The organism is Streptomyces sp. UC4497, assembly GCF_054871485.1.
This window is the reverse complement of sequence record NZ_JBTYHB010000034.1, coordinates 66,826-84,182: the sequence shown is the minus strand read 5'-3', so window position 1 is coordinate 84,182 and position 17,357 is coordinate 66,826. Positions and strand designations below refer to the sequence as shown.

Sequence of the window (17,357 nt, the reverse complement as noted above, 5' to 3'; positions counted from 1 at the left end):
CGCGTCGGCGAGGGGAAGCCTACGCTCCACGTGCCGCTTCACGGTACGGCGTGCCATCTCACGGCACAACACCTTGAGGAGTCGACCGCATGACGCTCCGCACCGGCCGCCACTTCCTGCAGATCCCCGGCCCCACCAACGTCCCCGACCGGGTCCTGCGCGCCATGGCGGCGCCCACCATCGACCACCGCGGCCCGGAGTTCGCCGAGCTGACGAAGCGTCTACTCGTGGCGCTCAAGCCGGTGTTCGGTACGGCGGGGCCCGTCGTCGTCTACCCCGCCTCCGGCACCGGTGCCTGGGAGGCCGCGCTGGTCAACACGCTCAGCCCCGGCGACCGGGTGCTGTCCTTCGAGACCGGGCACTTCGCCGTCCTCTGGCGCGAGATGGCCCGCGGTCTCGGCCTGGACGCCGATACCGATGCCCTGCCGGGTGACTGGCGGCACGGCGCGGACCCGGAGGCGCTCGCCGAGCGGCTCGCCGCCGACACCGACCACCGGATCAAGGCGGTCTGCGTCGTCCACAACGAGACATCGACCGGCGTCACCAGCCGCATCCCCGAACTGCGCGCGGCGATCGACTCCGTGGGCCACCCCGCGCTGCTGTTCGTCGACACCATCTCCTCGCTCGGCTCCATCGACTATCGGCACGACGAGTGGGGCGTCGATGTCACCGTCGCCGGTTCGCAGAAGGGGCTGATGCTGCCGCCGGGCCTCAGCTTCAACGCGGTGAGCGACAAGGCTCTCGCCGTCTCCCGGACCGCCAGGCTCCCCGCGTCGTTCTGGCGCTGGCAGCCGATCATCGACGCCAACGCCAAGGGCGCCTTCCCGTACACACCGGCCACCAACCTGCTCTACGGCCTGGACGAGGCGCTGCGCATGCTGGAGGAGGAGGGCCTGGAGAACGTCTTCGCCCGGCACGCGCGGCATGCCGCCGCCACTCGTGCCGCGGTGCGCGGCTGGGGACTTGAGGTGCTGTGCGCCGACGAGCGCGAGCACTCCGGTTCGCTCACCGCCGTCCTGATGCCCGAGGGGCACGACGCCGACAAGCTCCGCAAGGTCATCCTGGAGCGCTTCGACATGTCACTCGGCTCCGGCCTCGGAAAGCTCGCCGGCCGTGTCTTCCGCATCGGTCACCTCGGCAACTTCAACGACCTGACCCTCGCGGGCACGCTCGCCGGGGTGCAGATGGGCCTCGAACTCGCGGGGGTACCGGTCCAACGGGGCGGCCTCGAAGCGGCGTTGGAGGTGCTGCGATGACGGCCCCCAGCGAAGTCCGCACCGCCGCCCGCGACCTCGAAGCCGCGCTGCGCCGCGACCTCGACGGCGAGGTCGCCTTCGACGACTACACCCGGCACCTGTTCTCCCGCGACGCCAGCATGTACGCGATCGAGCCGCAGGGCGTCGTCTTCCCGCGCCACGCCGACGACGTGCGGGCCGCGGTCGCGGCGGCCGCCGAGCACGGAGTGCCGCTGGTACCCCGGGGTGCGGGGACCAGCCTGGCCGGACAGACCGTGGGCCCCGGCCTCGTCCTCGACCTCTCCCGGCACATGCACCGCATCCTCGAACTCGACGCCTACGCGCGCACCGCACTCGTCGAACCCGGCGTGGTCCAGGACCAGTTGAACCGGGCCGCCGCGCCGCACGGCCTGATGTTCGGCCCGGACACCTCGACCAGCAACCGCGCCACCATCGGCGGCATGGCGGGCAACAACTCCGCGGGCAGCGGATCGATCCGCTACGGCATGACCATCGACCACGTACGGGAGCTGGACGTCGTGCTCTCCGACGCGAGCACGGCCCGCCTCGCCCCCGTCGACGAGGAGGAGCGCGCCCGACGGGCCGGCCTCGACACCCTGGAGGGGCGGCTCTACCGGGAGCTTCCGAAGATCGTGGAGGCGCGCGCCGGGGCGATCGCCACGGGCTTCCCGGCGTACTGGCGACGCTCCGGCGGCTACCGCCTCGACCGGCTCGCCGACCGTTCCGGTGCTGACCCCTTCGACCTCGCGAAGTTCGTCGTCGGCTCGGAAGGCACCCTCGTCGTCGCCACTCGCGCCCTCGTCGACCTCGTGCCCAAACCCGCCCGCACGGTCATCGCCGTCGGTCACTTCACCTCCGTCGCCGGAGCCATCGAGGCCACCGAGGACGCGCTCGCCTGCGATCCGTCCGCCGTCGAGATGATGGACCGGACGATCCTCGACCTCTCCCGGCAGAAGATCGAGTACGCCTCCCTCGGAAACATCCTCGAAGGCGACCCCGAGGCCCTCCTCTTCGTCAGCTTCACCGGCGACGACGAGGCTGAACTCAGCGGCCGTCTCAAGGAGTTGACCGCACTGTGGAAGCGGCACGGCCACGGCTACCACACCCTTCAGGCCGTCACCCCCGCCCAGCAGTCCGGGCTGCTCAAGGTCCGCAAGTCCAGCCTCGGCCTGCTGATGGCCGCGAGCGAGGGCACCCGGCGACCGCTGGCCTTCATCGAGGACACCGCGGTCGACCCCCAGCACCTCGCCGCGTACACCCGCCGCTTCAAGCAGGTCCTCGACCGGCACGGCCTCGACGCCGGTTTCTACGGCCACTGTTCGGTCGGCTGTCTGCACATCAGGCCCTTCGTCGACGTCGCCGACCCCGCCCAGGTGCGCACGATGCGCGCGGTCGCCGAGGAGATCAAGGAGCTGGTACGGGAGTACGGCGGCGTCAACTCCAGCGAGCACGGCGACGGCCTGGCCCGCAGCGAGTTCAACCGCGAGCTCTACGGCGACGACCTGTACGAGGCGATGCGCGAGGTCAAGGGCCTCTTCGACCCGGAGAACCGACTGAACCCCGGCAAGATCGTCGACGCACCGGCGATGACCGAACACCTCCGCGACGCGGCGCTGCCGCCCGCGCCGCCCCTGCGTACCCACCTCGACTTCGAGGTCGTCGGAGGCAGCGACATGCGCGGCGCCGCCGACCGGTGCATGAACATCGGCCTGTGCCGCAAGAGCGACGCGGGCGTGATGTGTCCCTCGTACATGGTCACCAAGCACGAGCACGACTCCACGCGCGGCCGCGCGAACGCCCTGGTCAAGGCGCTCTCCGAGCCCGACCCGAAGGCGGCGCTCGGCGACGAGGGGCTGCACGAGGTCCTCGACCTGTGCCTGATGTGCAAGGCGTGCAAGAGCGAGTGCCCGCTCGGCGTCGACATGGCCACGCTGAAGGCCGAGACCCTGGCCCACCATCACGAGCGGCACGGCACACCGCTCCGGTCACGGGTGTTCGGCGCCATCCGCCGCCTCAACCGGTTGGGCTCTGCGACCGCGCCGATCTCCAACCTCCCTTTGCCCAGGCGGCTGTTGGAACGCGGACTCGGCATCGCCCGAGCACGGCCGTTGCCCGTGTTCGCCCGCCGCAACCTCGTGACGTGGTTCCGGCGCAGGCCGGGCAGCGTGGCCGGGAGCCAGGGCACCGTCACCCTCCTCGCCGACTCCTTCACCACGTACACCGACCCGGACGTCGGCCGCGCCGCCGTCGAACTCCTTGAACGGGCGGGCTGGCACGTGCAGTTGGAGAGCGGCGGCTGCTGCGGCCGCGCCGCCTTCTCCAAGGGCCTGCTCGACCAGGCGAAGGCACAGGCAGTTGATCTCGTGCACCGCCTCGCGGACGCGGGGGACGGCCCCATTGTCGGCTGCGAACCCTCCTGCCTGCTGACCCTGCGCGACGAACACCACGCCCTGCTGCCCGGCGACCCGGCCGTCGCCGACGTGTCCGGCCGGGTGAAGCAGCTGGAAGAGCTGCTGACCGAGGCCATCGACGACGGCAGGCTTCAACTGCGCGACGACACGGGGCCCGCGGGCCGCCGCATCCTCTTCCACGGCCACTGCCACCAGAAGGCGGAAGTCGGCACCGCGGCCACCGTCGCGCTCCTCAAGCGCATCCCGGGCGCCGAGGTCGTCGAACTCGACGCCGGCTGCTGCGGGATGGCGGGCTCCTTCGGCTTCGAGGCCGAGCACTACGACACGTCCATGGCGGTCGGCGAGGACCGGCTCTTCCCCGCGGTCCGGGCCGAACCGGACGACACCGTGGTCGCCGCCACCGGTGTCTCCTGCCGCCAGCAGATCCACCACGGCACGGAGCGCACGGCGGTGCACCCGCTCCAGCTGATACGGGAGGTGCTGCGATGACCGTCACCGCAGGGGCGCTCGACGGCGTCCGCGTCCTCGACCTCACCCAGGTCATGGCGGGCCCGTACTGCACGATGCTGCTCGCCGACCTCGGCGCGGATGTCATCAAGGTCGAGTCGCCGGAGGGTGGCGACCAGACCCGCACCTCCATGGGCACGCCACGGCCCGGCAGCGACACTCCCGCCTTCCACGCCCTCAACCGCAACAAGCGCAGTGTCACCCTCAATCTGCGCACCGACGCCGACCGCGCGGAATTCTTCCGGCTCGTCGCCGACGCGGACGTCGTCGTGGAGAACTTCCGGCCCGGTGTCACCGACCGCCTCGGCGTCGGCTACGAAGCCGTCCGCGAGGTCCGGCCCGACATCATCTACGCGTCGATCTCCGGCTTCGGCCAGTACGGCCCGTACGCCGACCGGCCCGGCTACGACCTCATCGCCCAGGGCATGGCGGGCGCCGTCAGCGTCACCGGCGACCCGGACGGGCCGCCGGTCAAGTGCGGGCTCCCGGTGGGCGACCTCGGCGCGGGCATGCTGTGCGCGCTGAGCATCGCGGCCGCGCACGTCCACCGACTGCGTACGGGGGAGGGGCAGTACCTGGAAACATCCCTGTACGAAGCGGTGTTGGCGATGTCGGTATGGGAGTCGGTCGAGTACTTCGCCGGTGGCGAGCCCCCGCAGCGCCTCGGCTCCGCGCACCGCATGTCCACGCCCTACCAGGTCGTCCGCACCAAGGACGGCCACGCCACCATCGCCGCGAACAACCAGCGGCTGTGGCTGCGGCTGTGCGAGGCCCTCGACCTCCACCACCTCGCGGACGACGAACGGTTCGCCACGAACACCGACCGCATGGCCCACCGCGCCGAACTCATCGCCCTCCTCGAAGGCCGGCTCGCGGCGACCAGCACCGAGGAGTGCGTCGCCCAACTCCTCGACGCAGGAGTACCCGCGGGGCCGATCCTCGACTACGGGCAGATCCTCGACCACGACCCGCACGCGCGGGCCCGCGGCATGGTCGAGGAGTACGACCACCCGGTCGACGGCCGCAGCCGCGTCGTCGGCTTCCCGGTGAAACTCGCCCGCACCCCGGCACGGCTTCGCCGCCACCCGCCGGTGCTCGGCGAGCACAACGAGGAACTCCTCAGGAAGGAGAGGGAGTTGACGCCGAACGACGACGCGGGAGGCGGCTCCGTCACCTGGACCCGCCACGCGGTTCCGGGAACCGACACCTACGCCGCCCACCTCACCCTGGTCAACCCGGACCGGCGCAACGCGCTGACCCTGCGCATGTACGACCAACTGGAGCGCGCCTGCCGGGAGATCGACGCCGACCCCGACATCCGGCTCACCGTGCTGCGCGGAGCGGGTGGGCGGGCGTTCGCGGCCGGCACCGACATCCGCGAGTTCCGTGACTTCGCGAGCGGGGAGGACGGCGTGGCGTACGAACGTCGCGTCGGCCTCGCCGTCGACCGGCTCGCGGGGATGCGGATGCCCGTCGTCGCCGCGGTCGAGGGCCCGGCCGTCGGTGCGGGCAGCGCGCTCGCGAGCTGCTGCGACGTGGTGCTGTGCACACCCGACGCCGTCTTCGGAGCCCCCATCGGCCGCACACTCGGCAACTGCCTCGCCCCCGCCATGCTCTCCCGCCTCTACGCGGGACTCGGCCGCGCCCGCACCCTGCGGTCCCTCCTCGCCGCCCGTCTGATCACGGCGGAGGAGGCCCACGAGTCCGGCTTCGTGGCCGACATCGTCGACCCGGCCGACCTGGACACACGCCTCGCGGAGCTGACGGCGGACATCGCCCGCTGCGCCCCGCTCACCCTGGCGGCCCTGAAGGAGGCGGACCGCCGCGTCCTGGCCGCCTCCGCCCCCGGCCACGCCGAGGACCTGTACGCCCGGGTCTACGGCAGCCGGGACTTCGCGGAGGGTGTGACGGCTTTCCTGGAGAAGCGGAAGCCGGAGTGGGAGGGGCGGTAGGCCTCCCCGTCGGCCGTCATCTTGCGCGCGGCGTGGTCTCCCGCGCGAAGTGCCGTGTGTCCAGGCGCAGTCGCCACACATTGCGCCGGTGCGCCATCGCGAGGTCGGCCTCCAGCGGGGGCGGCGGGACGGTGAGGACCGGGCAGGCGGCGTGCGCGACGCAGTAGCGGCTCACCGAGGGGCGCAGCGCCCGGTGGATCGTGCCGCGGTGTCCGGCGCCGATGACCAGGAGGTCGTCCTCCCGGTCCGCGGTCATGGCCAGGGCCCTGCCGGGTGTGCCAAGGACCAGCACGGCCCGCAGGGGAACGCCCGGCCCTCCGGGGAACACCTCGCGGACGGCGGTGACGAGTGTCGTCCGGGCCATGTTCTCCCAGTCGTCGCCCGGGAGCGGGGCGGCGGGAGCCCGGCGCGCGTTGAGTTCTCCGCCGGGCGGCTGCCAGGCGAGCACCGCCCAGAGTTCGGCCCGCCGGTGGCCGGCCTCGTCGGCGGCCCGGCGCAGGGCGGCACGGCTGCCCGGGGTCCCGTTCACTCCCACCACGACCCGGGTGGCTGGCAGGGCCGGGGTCGCGTCGGAACCGGTCATCGCCTCACACTCCGTCAACTGCCGCCGCAGGGAGCCCCGTCGGCGGTCCTCTCCTGGACACCTCCTCCATCCCACCCTCGTACGGAGGCCCACGCCCAGCCGTTCCGTCGCTTCTTGGCGCACTTCTGACGGCTGCGGGCCACCACCGGAGTGGTGCCCGTCAGCAGGGCGTCAGCATCGCCGCGATCACCGTCAGCGTCCCGTCAGGACGGTGCCGGGGGTGGGGGAGTGCGGGCATAGCGTCCTCGGTGAGCCACCATCCCCGGACTCCCCAGGAGGCATCCCATGGCACAACCCGTGAACGACGAGGACCCGGAACCCTCCGAACGGTTCCCGGCCGGGCCCCTCTACGTTCCCGTCCGGCCGGGCCCGCTCGGGTGCGCCGCCCGGCTGTTCCGCACCCCGCTCGGTGACCGTACGGCCGTCGGCTTCACCTCCGAGCGCGCGCTGACCGCCACCCTCGGCGCCGGCCAGCCGTGGATCCGGCTGGCCGAGCCCGCCCTGCGCGACATGACCGCGCCGCTCGGCGCCGCCACCGTCACGGTGGACCCGCAACTCTCCGCTCCCGCACCGGCTTTGCATCCGAATCACCGCACACGGAGCCCGCACACGAGCGGCACGCTCAGGGGAGCCGGGATCGCCGCCCTCGTCATGGCGCTGTCGTACTGGATCGGCTGAGGAAGGGCGACGACACGATGACCACCATTCACGAACCTGTCACCACCACCGCGACTCCCGAGGAGCTGTCGGTGTGGCCGAGCTCCACCACGGAACCGCACCCCGGCGACGCGACCGTCGGCGGGGTGTCGCTCGCGGAGGTCGCGGGCCGCTACGGCACCCCCGTGTACGTCCTCGACGAGGGCGAGGTCCGCCGCCGCTGCCGCACCTACCGCGACGCCTTCCCGGAGGCCGAGGTCCACTACGCGGCCAAGGCGTTCCTGTGCCGCGCCATGGCGCACTGGGTGATGGACGAGGGCCTCGGCCTCGACGTGTGCTCCGCCGGTGAGTTGGAACTCGCGGTCGCCGCGGGCTTCCCCGCCGACCGGATCGTCCTGCACGGCAACGCCAAGACTCCGCACGACCTGAAGCGGGCCCTCTGGTACGGCGTGGGCCGCATCGTCATCGACAGCCCCTCCGAGATCGCCCGGATCGCCGCGGCGGTCGGCCCCGACGGCCGCCAGAAGGTGATGGTCCGCGTGGTCCCCGGTATCAGCGCGGGCGGCCACGACAAGATCCGCACCGGCACCGAGGACCAGAAGTTCGGCCTGTCCATCAGCGACGGCTACGCGCAGCACGCCATCGCCCGCATCCTCGACCAGCCCCAGCTCGAACTCACCGGCCTGCACTGCCACTTGGGCTCCCAGATCACCGACGTCAAACCGTATCTGGCGGCGGTGCGCCGCATGGTGGGTCTGATGGCCCGCCTGAAGGAGCAACATGGCGTCGTGCTCCGCGAGTTGGACCTCGGCGGCGGACACGGCATCGCCTACCGCCCCGGCGAACCGGCCATGGACCTCACCCGCCTCGCCCGCAAGGCCCGCGCCGAGCTGGCCGAGGCGTGCGCGGCGGCCGGGCTCACCGTGCCGCGCCTGATCATCGAACCGGGCCGGGCCGTCGTGGGGCCCGCGGGGGTCGCCCTGTATCGCGTCGTCTCCGTGAAGCACACCGGTGGCCGCACCTTCGTCGCCGTCGACGGCGGCATGAGCGACAACCCGCGGCCCGCGCTGTACGGGGTGCGCTACGCGCCGCGCCTGGTCGGCCGCAGGGGCAGCGCGGACCTCGCCCCGGTCACGGTCGTCGGCCGGCACTGCGAGGCCGGTGATGTGCTCGCCGCCGATGCCCGGCTCCCCGACGACGTACGCGCGGGCGACCTGATCGCCGTGCCGGTGGCCGGCGCCTACCACTTGTCGATGGCCTCCGGCTACAACGCGGTCGGCAGACCGCCGGTGGTCGCCGTCCACGACGGGCGCGCCCGACTCCTCGTACGCCGCGAGTCGTTGGAGGACATCCACAGCCGCGACGTGGGGCTGTAGAAGTGGCCGCGGCGGCCGGGCTCAGTCCTCCCAGCGCTTGCGCTCGGCCCCCGCGGGCCCGGTCACCAGTGTGTTCGGGGGTACGTCCTTGGTGACGACGGTGCCGGCGCCGATCACCGCGCCGTGGCCGATCGTGACGCCGGGCAGCACCGTCACCGCCGCGCCGAGCCAGGCGTTGTCCCCGATCGTGACGGGTGCCCGCGTGTAGTACTCGGGGCGTTCGGACCCGCGGATCGGGTGGTTGGAGGAGATCAGGTTGGTCTTCGGTCCGATCAACACGCCGTCGCCCAGGCGGATTCCGCCCTGGTCGAAGAACGTGCAGCTCTGGTTCACAAAGACGTGCTCGCCGAACTCGATGCGCAGGCCGTAGTCCGTGTAGAAGGGCGGATAGACGGTGACGGACTCGGGCATCGGCCTGCCGAAGATGTCGGAGAGCAGCGCCGCGCGTGTGGTCTTGTCGTCGAAGGGCAGGACATTCAGCCGTGAGGTCAGCGTGGTGACGTACTCGATGCGCTCGGCCACGCGCGCGAACTCGGGTGTGCGGACGTAGACGCGATCCTGCTCGGGCATGACGGTTCCTCACTGCGGACGGCTTGGGAGCAGTCATCAAAGCGACCGGTGGATACCCGGATCAAACAACGTTCTTGGCGGGCAGGGACAACGACTGGTTGTACGCCTGGGAAGGGAGCGTCGGGGGTGGTTGGCGTATCGATGTGGGTGCGATACAGGCCTGACGGCCGGGTCGCAAAAGTGCGAATCTGGCGATATGACTTCAACGCCCAAAGAGTCACCCAAGGTACCCAAGGTCCCGTCCCATCCCGCGCAGCCGATCATCGCGCGGAACCAGGTGGACCTGCGCTCGCGCCTCCCGTTCGAGGACACGCAGGACTTCGAGGACGCCGCGCGGGGGCTCATCGCCCGGCGGACGCCCAGCGCCGTCGAGGCCGCGGACGGCACCGTCGTCTGGGACAACGACACCTACGCCTTCCTCGGGGGCGAGGCGCCCGACACGGTGAACCCCAGCCTGTGGCGGCAGTCCCAACTCGTCGCGCAGCAGGGCCTGTTCGAGGTCGTCGAGGGCATCTATCAGGTGCGCGGCCTCGACCTGTCGAACATCACGTTCATCGAAGGTGCCACGGGTGTGATCGTGATCGACCCGCTGATCTCGATCGAGACCGCGGCGGCGGCCCTCGCCCTGTACCGGGAGCACCGCGGCGAGCGCCCGGTCACCGGCGTCCTCTACACCCACTCGCACGTCGACCACTTCGGCGGCGTCAAGGGTGTCACCACGCAGGAGGACGTCGACGCCGGGCGGGTGCCCGTGATCGCGCCGGAGGGCTTCACCGAGCACGCCGTGGCCGAGAACGTGTACGCGGGTACCGCGATGGCCCGCCGCGCGGCCTACATGTTCGGGGCGGCGCTCGCGCGCGGTCCGCAGGGGCAGGTCGGCGCCGGGCTCGGCCAGACCAACTCGACCGGGTCCGTGACTCTGATCCCGCCGACCGTGACCATCACCACGACGGGTCAGGAGGAGACCGTCGACGGGGTGCGCATGGTCTTCCAGATGGCACCCGACACCGAGGCCCCGGCCGAACTCCTCGTCCACTTCCCCGACTTCAGGGCCCTGTGCACCGCGGAGGACGCCACGCACACGCTGCACAACCTGCTGACCCTGCGCGGCGCCGTGGTGCGTGACCCGCATGTCTGGTCACATGCCATCACCGAGACGATCGACCTGTTCGGCGACGAGACGGACGTCGTGTTCGCCTCCCACCACTGGCCGACCTGGGGTCGGGAGCGCGCCATCGCCTTTCTGGAGACCCAGCGGGATCTGTACGGCTACCTCCACGACCAGTCCCTGCGTCTGGTCAACAAAGGCTGGACAAGCAGCGAGATCGCCGAGCACCTCGAACTGCCCCCGGCCCTCGAGAACGCCTGGAACACCCACGGCTACTACGGCTCCGTCAGCCACAACGTCAAGGCCATCTACCAGCGCTACATGGGCTGGTTCGACGGCAACCCGGCCCATCTGTGGCAGCACCCGCCCGTCGAGGCCGGCAGGCGCTACGTCGAGTTCATGGGCGGCGCCGACGCCGTCGTGGCCAAGGCCCGCGGCTCCTTCGACACCGGGGACTTCCGCTGGGCGGCCGAGGTGCTCAGCCACGTCGTCTTCGCGGAGCCCGAGCACGCCGCCGCCCGAACGCTGCTCGCCGACACCCTCGAACAGCTCGGCTACGGCGCGGAGAACGGCATCTGGCGCAACTTCTTCCTCTCCGGCGCCACCGAACTGCGCGAAGGCCGGTTCGGTACGCCCGCGGTCTCCGCGTCGCCGGACCTCATCGCGAACCTCTCCCCGACCATGCTGTTCGACGCCCTCGCCATCCAGGTCGACGGCCCCAAGGCGTGGAACGAGAGGCTCGCCGTCGACATCCTGCTCACCGACATCGACGAGCGCTACAGGGTCCGCCTCGCCAACGGGGTGCTCACCTACAGCTCCGCCCCGCAGCGGACCGCGGCCGACGTCAGCCTCACCACCACGGCCCCGGCGCTGGCGCGCCTCGCGGTCACCGGACTGACGTCGGAGGGTCTTCAGCAGGCGGGTGTCCAGGCCGAGGGTGATGTGTCGGCGCTGGCCCGGCTCGCCTCGGTGCTCGACCCGGGGGACGGGGAATTCGCGATCGTCACACCGTAAAACCAACCGAGTAAAAAATGTAACTCGGTTACGTTATGATGGCTGCCGTGATGATCGACAAGGCGCAGCAGACGGACGTGGAGCAGGGCAGGACGCATCCCGTCCTCGTGACAGGGGCCACCGGCCGGATCGGCCGGGCGGTGGTCGACGAACTCCTGGCCGCGGGCGTGCCCGTGCGGGCGCTCACGCGCGATCCCGCGGCCGCGGATCTCCCGGACGGGGTCGAGGTCGTGGCGGGCGACTTCGCCGAGCCCGCCTCGCTCGACCCCGCGCTGCGTGGTGTGCGCTCGGTGTTCCTCCTGTGGACGGCGCCGCCCGCCACGGCCGGAGCCGTCGTCGAGCGGATCGCGGCCCACACGCGAAGGATCGTCTTCCTCTCCTCTCCACACCGCACACCGCACCCGTTCTTCCAGCAGCCCAACCCGATGGCCGAGCTGCACGCCGGGATCGAGCGCCTGATCGCGGACTCGGGGCTCGATGCCACGATCCTCAGGCCCGGCATGTTCGCCTCGAACGTGCGCCTGTGGTGGGAGGCGGCGATCAGTGCCGGCGAACCCGTCCGGTGGCCCTACGCCACTGTGGAGACCGCCCCGATCGACGAGCGCGACCTCGCCGCCGTCGCGGCCCGCACCCTGTACGAGGACGGACACACCGGCGGCGACTACGTCCTCACGGGCCCCGAGGCGCTCACCCACGCCGAGCAGGTGCGCGTGATCGGCGACGTCATCGGCCGCCCGGTCCCGTTCGAGGAGCTGACGCCGGACGGATTCCGGCGCGCGACCGAAGGTGTCTGGCCGCGGCCGGTCGTCGACATGCTGCTCGACGCGTGGGACGCGAGCGACGGGCACCCGGCGTACGTGACATCGACGGTGGCCGACGTCCTCGGGGTGCCCGCCCGGACGTTCCGCGAGTGGGTCACCGATCAGTGGAAGATGCCGCTGTAGGCGTTGAGGGCCGGCTGGCCGCCCAGGTGGGCGTAGAGCACGTTCGAGTCCTTGGGGATGTCCCCGCCGTGTACGAGATCGATGAGCCCGGCCATCGACTTGCCCTCGTACACCGGGTCGAGGAGCACACCCTCCAGCTCACCGGTCAGCCGGATCGCATCCACGGTGGAGTCGACCGGAATGCCGTAGCGATCACCGGCCCAGCCCTCCAGGACGGTGATCTCGTCCTCGCGCAACTCCCTTCCGAGGTCGATGAGTTCGGCGGTGTTGCGGGCGATCTTCGCCACCTGGGCCCGGGTCTCGTCGATCTTCGCCGAGGCGTCGATCCCGATCACCCGGCGTGGCCGGTCCTGGCCCGCGAACCCGGCGATCATGCCCGCGTGTGTGCTGCCGGTGACGCTGCACACCACGACCGTGTCGAAGAAGACGCCCAACTCCCGCTCCTGCTGCTCCACTTCGTACGCCCAGTTCGCGAAGCCGAGGCCGCCGAGCGGATGGTCGGAGGCGCCGGCCGGGATCGCGTACGGGGTGCCGCCCGCGGCGCGTACGTCCTCCAGGGCCTGCTGCCAGCTGTCCTTGAAGCCGATGCCGAACCCGGCCTCGACCAGGCGTACGTCGGCGCCCATGATCCGGGACAGCAGGATGTTGCCCACCTTGTCGTTGACCGCGTCCGGCCAGTCCACCCAGCTCTCCTGCACCAGCACGGCCTTCAGGCCCAACTTGGCCGCTACCGCGGCCACTTGCCGGGTGTGGTTGGACTGCACGCCGCCGATGCTGACGAGCGTGTCCGCGCCCTGGGCGAGCGCGTCGGGGATCAGATACTCCAGCTTGCGGGTCTTGTTGCCGCCGAAGGCGAGCCCGGCGTTGCAGTCCTCCCGCTTGGCCCAGATGCGCGGGCCGCCGAGGTGCTTGCTGAGCCGGTCCAGGGGGTGCACCGGGCTGGGGCCGAAGAGGAGGGGGTGGCGCGCGAAGTCGTTCAGGGACATGGGGACTCCTTGCGGGGACGGGCCCGTCGGGCGCTGGTCATCGGGAGTGCAGAGTGCGGCGGCGCAGCACGAACAGGCTGGTCAGGCTCGCCACGGCGGCGAACGCCACCCAGTAGCTGGGGGCCGCGGACTGGCCGGTCGTGTCGAGCAGCCAGGCCGCGATCATCGGGGTGAAGCCGCCGAAGACGGTGACACCGATGTTGTAGCCCACCGCCATGCCGGTCGCGCGGGTCTCGGCCGGGAAGATACCGGCCATGAGTGCGCCCATGGGACCGTAATAGCAGCCCTTGAAGAGCGCCATCACCATGACGACACCGATCAGCAGGGCCAGCGAGGGCGCGGCCACGAGCAGCGCGAACATCGGGTAGATCAGCAGCAGGACCGCGCCCGCCGCCGGAATCATGATCGCGATCTGGCCCACCCGGTCGGAGAAGTGGCCCGCCACGCTCGTCACCGCGAGCAGCACCAGGCCGCCGGCGAGGGCCGCGATGAAGCCCGTGAAGTCCGGGAGGCCCAGGGTCTTCGTCGCGTACGTCGGGATGTACGTGATCAGGTAGTTGAGGCAGGTCGTGACGGCGAGCAGCCCGATGGTGAGCAGCACACCGGCCTTGTGCTCGCGCAGCATGGTGCGCACCGGCGCACGGGCGGGCTCGGACTCCGGGGCGGTGGTGGGTGGCTCGGGCACGTTGCGGCGGATGTAGAGGCCGACGGGCGCCACGAGCAGGCCGATGACGAACGGGATCCTGAAGCCCCACGAGGTGAGCTGGTCCTCGCTGAGCGTCGAGGTGAGCACGGTGCCGAGGAGGGCCGCGAGCAGGGTGCTGGCGGCCTGGCTGGTGAACTGCCAACTCGCGGCGAAACCACGCCGGTTCGGCATGAACTCGACCATCAGTGCCGTCGCGCTGCCGAACTCTCCGCCCGCCGCGAAGCCCTGGATGAGCCGGGCGAGAAGGATCCCGACCGGTGCGACCGCGCCGATCGCCGCGTACGACGGCATCACGCAGATCAGCAGCGTGCCCAGCGCCATCAACCCGATCGACCAGGTCAGTGCGGCCTTTCGGCCGGCCCGGTCGGCGTACGAACCCAGAACGAGAGCGCCCACGGGCCGGATCAGGAAGGAGACGCCGAAGGTGCCCAGGGTGAGGAGCAGGGACACGGCCGGGTCGTCGTTGGTGAAGAAGACCTTCGACAGGTACGTCGCGAAGTAGCTGTAGACCGCGATGTCGTACCACTCCAGGGCGTTGCCGACGCACGCCGCCGTGATGATCTTCCCTGGGCTCGGGGTGGTGGTCGCCCGGGCCGTGGTTCTCGCCGGCGGCGCGCTCATGGCCTGGTCCCGTCACTGGAGGGGGCCCGCGGGGGCCAGGTGCCGAGTTCGGCGAGATCCCAGAAGAGGCCGGCCATCACCTGGAGCGACTCGCGGACGAGCGGGGCGGGCAGATGCTCGTCGGGAGCGTGCTGGGAGCAGCCGGGGTAGGAGTGCGGAACCCACACCGTGGGCAGGCCGAGGCCGCGGGAGAAGGCGGAGTTGGGCAGCGAGCCGGCGAGGTTCGGCAGGAGTGCGGGCGTCGTGCCGGTCGTGCGCTCCAGCGAGTCCAGCGTCCAGCGCACCCAGGGGTTGTCCGGGTCGAGCCGGGTCGCCTCCATGCCGTAGTCGGCGGTGACCTCGACCATGTCGAAGCCGTGCTCGTCGAGGTGCTTGCGCAGCGCGCCCTCCACGTCGGACGCCTCCAGGCCGACGACGAAGCGGAGCTGGCAGTGGGCGCGGGCGGTGCCCGGGATGGCGTTGGTGGGGTTGTCCGGCTGGCCCGTGGTCATCGCGAGGACCTCGATGGTGTTCCAGGCGAAGAGGCGCTCGTTCGGGGTGAGGCCCGGCTCGCCCCAGCCGGGATCGGGGGCGGGCCCGTCGGTGCCGGCGGGGATGTCCGCGAGGGCCCGGCGCACCTCGTCGGGGATCCCGGCGGGGCGCAGGCCCTCGACGCGGATGCTGCCCCGGTCGTCCACGAGGCAGGCGATCGCGTTGGCCAGGACGGTGCCGGGGTTGCGCAGCAGCCCGCCCAGGTTGCCGGAGTGGTGGGAACCCTCGCGCAGCTCCAGGGAGAGCGTGAAGTTCACGGCGCCGCGGGAGCCGAGGAAGACGGTGGGGCGGTCCGTCGCGACGCGCGGGCCGTCGGAGCCGATGAGCAGGTCCGCGGCCAGCAGCCGGCCGCGCTCCTGCTCGCAGAACTCGGCGAGGCCGGGGGACCCGAACTCCTCACCGGTCTCCAGCAGAAACACGACGTTGTATCCGAGCCGCCCACCCCGCCGCTCGATGACATGCTCCAGAGCGACGAGGTTGACCAGGTGCTGCCCCTTGTTGTCGGCGACCCCGCGCCCGTACCAGCGCTCGCCCTCGACGGTCAGCCGCCAGGGATCGAGCCCGGTGCGCCATCGGTCGGGGTGTCCCGGCTGCACGTCCGCGTGGCCGTAAGTGAGGAGCGTGGGCAGGCCCTCGGCCTCGATGCGGCGGGCGACCAGGAACGGGTGGCGGGCGGAGACGGGGTTCTCCGCGATGTCGACGGCGAACCCCATGCGGCCGAGGCGGGGAGCGACCTCCTCGGCCAAGTAGCGGCGCAGCTCGGGTTCCTGGCGCGGGTCGTGGCTCTCGGTGGGGACCGCGACGAGGCGGGTGAGTTCTTCCCTGAACGTCCCGGAGTCGAAGTGGTGTGCGGCGCTGTCGATCGCGTCCTGTCTGCTCATGGGCCACGACGGTGGCACCGCGGGGGAGGGGCCAACAAGGGGCGGTGGGACGTCCGTCGGTGACAATATGGGAACGCGTGCGTTGCCGTTGCGGCAACGCAAACGGGCCGGGCATGTATACGAAAGTGCCTGCGCAGAGAACGCGAGAGGGGGCATCCGATGCCACTGGTCGACCCGGCCCTCAAGTACTTCATCGCCGTCTTCGAGACGGGATCGGTGAACGCGGCGGCACGCCGTCTCTTCGTCGCGGGCTCCGCCGTGAGCCGTCAACTCGCGCGGCTGGAACGGGAGGTGGGTGCCCCGCTCTTCGACCGCCTGCCCAGTGGTGTCATCGCCACCCCGGCCGGGCGCGCGTTCGCGGGCTTCGCGCGGCGGGCGATCCAGGACGCGGAGGCGTTCACCGACGAGGTGCATCAGCGCCGGACGACGAGGGCGGTCATCACTGTCGCCGCCACGATCGGTGTCACCCACCACCTGCTGCCCGACGTCGCGGCAGGCTTCCACGCGGCGCACCCGGAGGCCCGCGTCATCCTGCACGTCGCGCGGCCGACGGAGGCGACCCAGATGGTGGCGGAGGGCATCGCCGACCTCGGCGTCACCTTCAACATCGCGTTGCCGGCGGGTGTGTCGATCCGTTACACGCAGGAGGCCCCGCTGTGCGCGATCGTCCGCCGGGGCCACCCCCTCGCGGACAAGCCGGCCGTCTCGGTCCGCGACCTCGTCCGGCACCCGGTGGCCCTGCCGTCGACCGACACCACGAGCCGGCTGCTCCTGGAGGCATCGGCGGCGGCCCACCAGCTCACGGTGGAGGGCGTCTTCGAGTGCACGACGGTGGACGCCCTCCTGCGCTTCGTACGCAACAGCAGCGCGGTCACCCTGGCCAGCCGCGTCACCCTGGGCCCGTCCGACCGCCGCGCGTTGGCCGCCGTCCCCCTGGAAGAAAAGGAATTCCGCCAGCGCACCCTCCAGGTCCAATGCCGCGCCGGCCGCGAACTCCCGCCCGCCGCGGCGGATTTCATGGACAGGGTGATCGATGCGCTGGGGCATCGGGCGGTGTGAGGGTGCCGGTCCCTGCGGCCGACGCGTGACGATGCCCCCATGACACGACTGGGCGGTCGCCTGGTCTCCGACGCGGAACTGCGCGCCCTCCTCGACGACGCCGTGCACCTGGGACCCGAGCTTCGCCCTGGCGTGCGCGTGCGGCGCGAGGGCCGGCTGCCGGGGGAGCGTCACCGGAAACGACTGGCGGCTGCC

The 17,357-nt window shown here is 71.5% G+C and carries 13 protein-coding genes; 8 read left to right on the top strand and 5 right to left on the bottom strand.

The features are described from left to right. Window positions 1-89: 89 nt before the first annotated feature. From ACYSUO_RS33465 to ACYSUO_RS33455, 3 genes are read left to right on the top strand one after another with little or no spacing between them, the layout of a single operon-like run. On the top strand, window positions 90-1,256 hold the full coding sequence (locus ACYSUO_RS33465) for a pyridoxal-phosphate-dependent aminotransferase family protein (RefSeq protein ID WP_461779979.1): 1,167 nt from the start codon (window positions 90-92) through the stop codon (window positions 1,254-1,256). Then, window positions 1,253-4,156: an FAD-binding and (Fe-S)-binding domain-containing protein gene (locus ACYSUO_RS33460; RefSeq protein WP_461779978.1), complete on the top strand. Its 2,904-nt coding sequence runs from the start codon at window positions 1,253-1,255 to the stop codon at window positions 4,154-4,156. The genes ACYSUO_RS33465 and ACYSUO_RS33460 overlap by 4 nt, the downstream gene beginning before the upstream one ends. Further along, complete coding sequence (locus ACYSUO_RS33455; RefSeq protein WP_461779977.1) at window positions 4,153-6,126, top strand: enoyl-CoA hydratase; 1,974 nt, start codon at window positions 4,153-4,155, stop codon at window positions 6,124-6,126. Before ACYSUO_RS33460 ends, ACYSUO_RS33455 begins: the two co-directional genes overlap by 4 nt. A gap of 16 nt (window positions 6,127-6,142) precedes the next feature. On the opposite strand, the gene ACYSUO_RS33450 is transcribed toward ACYSUO_RS33455, so the two are convergent. After that, window positions 6,143-6,709 carry a universal stress protein gene (locus ACYSUO_RS33450; protein WP_461779976.1) on the bottom strand — a complete coding sequence of 189 codons (567 nt, stop codon included), beginning with the start codon at window positions 6,707-6,709 and terminating at the stop codon, window positions 6,143-6,145. A 285-nt stretch (window positions 6,710-6,994) separates the two neighbouring features. Here ACYSUO_RS33450 and ACYSUO_RS33445 point away from each other — a divergent pair, with 285 nt between their 5' ends. Both ACYSUO_RS33445 and lysA read left to right on the top strand, forming a co-directional pair. Continuing rightward, window positions 6,995-7,387 (top strand): SAV_915 family protein, encoded by a 393-nt coding sequence (locus ACYSUO_RS33445; RefSeq protein WP_461779975.1) that lies wholly within the window; start codon window positions 6,995-6,997, stop codon window positions 7,385-7,387. 17 nt (window positions 7,388-7,404) lie between these two features. Beyond that, window positions 7,405-8,742 carry a diaminopimelate decarboxylase gene (gene lysA / locus ACYSUO_RS33440; protein ID WP_461779974.1) on the top strand — a complete coding sequence of 446 codons (1,338 nt, stop codon included), beginning with the start codon at window positions 7,405-7,407 and terminating at the stop codon, window positions 8,740-8,742. A 21-nt stretch (window positions 8,743-8,763) separates the two neighbouring features. On the opposite strand, the gene ACYSUO_RS33435 is transcribed toward lysA, so the two are convergent. Then, window positions 8,764-9,312, bottom strand: a complete 549-nt coding sequence (locus tag ACYSUO_RS33435) for a sugar O-acetyltransferase (protein WP_461779973.1) — start codon at window positions 9,310-9,312, stop codon at window positions 8,764-8,766. A gap of 196 nt (window positions 9,313-9,508) precedes the next feature. On the opposite strand from ACYSUO_RS33435, the gene ACYSUO_RS33430 reads away from it, so the two are divergent. Continuing rightward, window positions 9,509-11,434 (top strand): alkyl/aryl-sulfatase, encoded by a 1,926-nt coding sequence (locus ACYSUO_RS33430; protein ID WP_461779972.1) that lies wholly within the window; start codon window positions 9,509-9,511, stop codon window positions 11,432-11,434. 50 nt (window positions 11,435-11,484) lie between these two features. Beyond that, window positions 11,485-12,378, top strand: coding sequence for an NAD(P)H-binding protein (locus tag ACYSUO_RS33425; RefSeq protein WP_461779991.1), 894 nt, complete (start codon window positions 11,485-11,487; stop codon window positions 12,376-12,378). On the opposite strand, the gene ACYSUO_RS33420 is transcribed toward ACYSUO_RS33425, so the two are convergent. Genes ACYSUO_RS33420 through ACYSUO_RS33410 form a run of 3 tightly spaced genes read right to left on the bottom strand, consistent with a single transcriptional unit; the run spans window position 12,357 to window position 16,103 of the window. After that, a complete protein-coding gene (locus ACYSUO_RS33420) occupies window positions 12,357-13,364 on the bottom strand; it encodes a 1-aminocyclopropane-1-carboxylate deaminase (RefSeq protein ID WP_461779971.1) in 1,008 nt (335 codons plus the stop codon). The genes ACYSUO_RS33425 and ACYSUO_RS33420 overlap by 22 nt on opposite strands. A 37-nt stretch (window positions 13,365-13,401) precedes the next feature. Then, the gene (locus ACYSUO_RS33415) at window positions 13,402-14,691 is read right to left on the bottom strand and encodes an MFS transporter (RefSeq protein ID WP_461779970.1); all 1,290 of its coding nucleotides are present in this window, start codon (window positions 14,689-14,691) and stop codon (window positions 13,402-13,404) included. After that, window positions 14,688-16,103, bottom strand: a complete 1,416-nt coding sequence (locus tag ACYSUO_RS33410; protein ID WP_461779969.1) for a M20 family metallopeptidase — start codon at window positions 16,101-16,103, stop codon at window positions 14,688-14,690. Before ACYSUO_RS33410 ends, ACYSUO_RS33415 begins: the two co-directional genes overlap by 4 nt. A gap of 159 nt (window positions 16,104-16,262) precedes the next feature. On the opposite strand from ACYSUO_RS33410, the gene ACYSUO_RS33405 reads away from it, so the two are divergent. After that, complete coding sequence (locus ACYSUO_RS33405; protein ID WP_461779968.1) at window positions 16,263-17,162, top strand: LysR family transcriptional regulator; 900 nt, start codon at window positions 16,263-16,265, stop codon at window positions 17,160-17,162. Window positions 17,163-17,357: the final 195 nt, after the last annotated feature.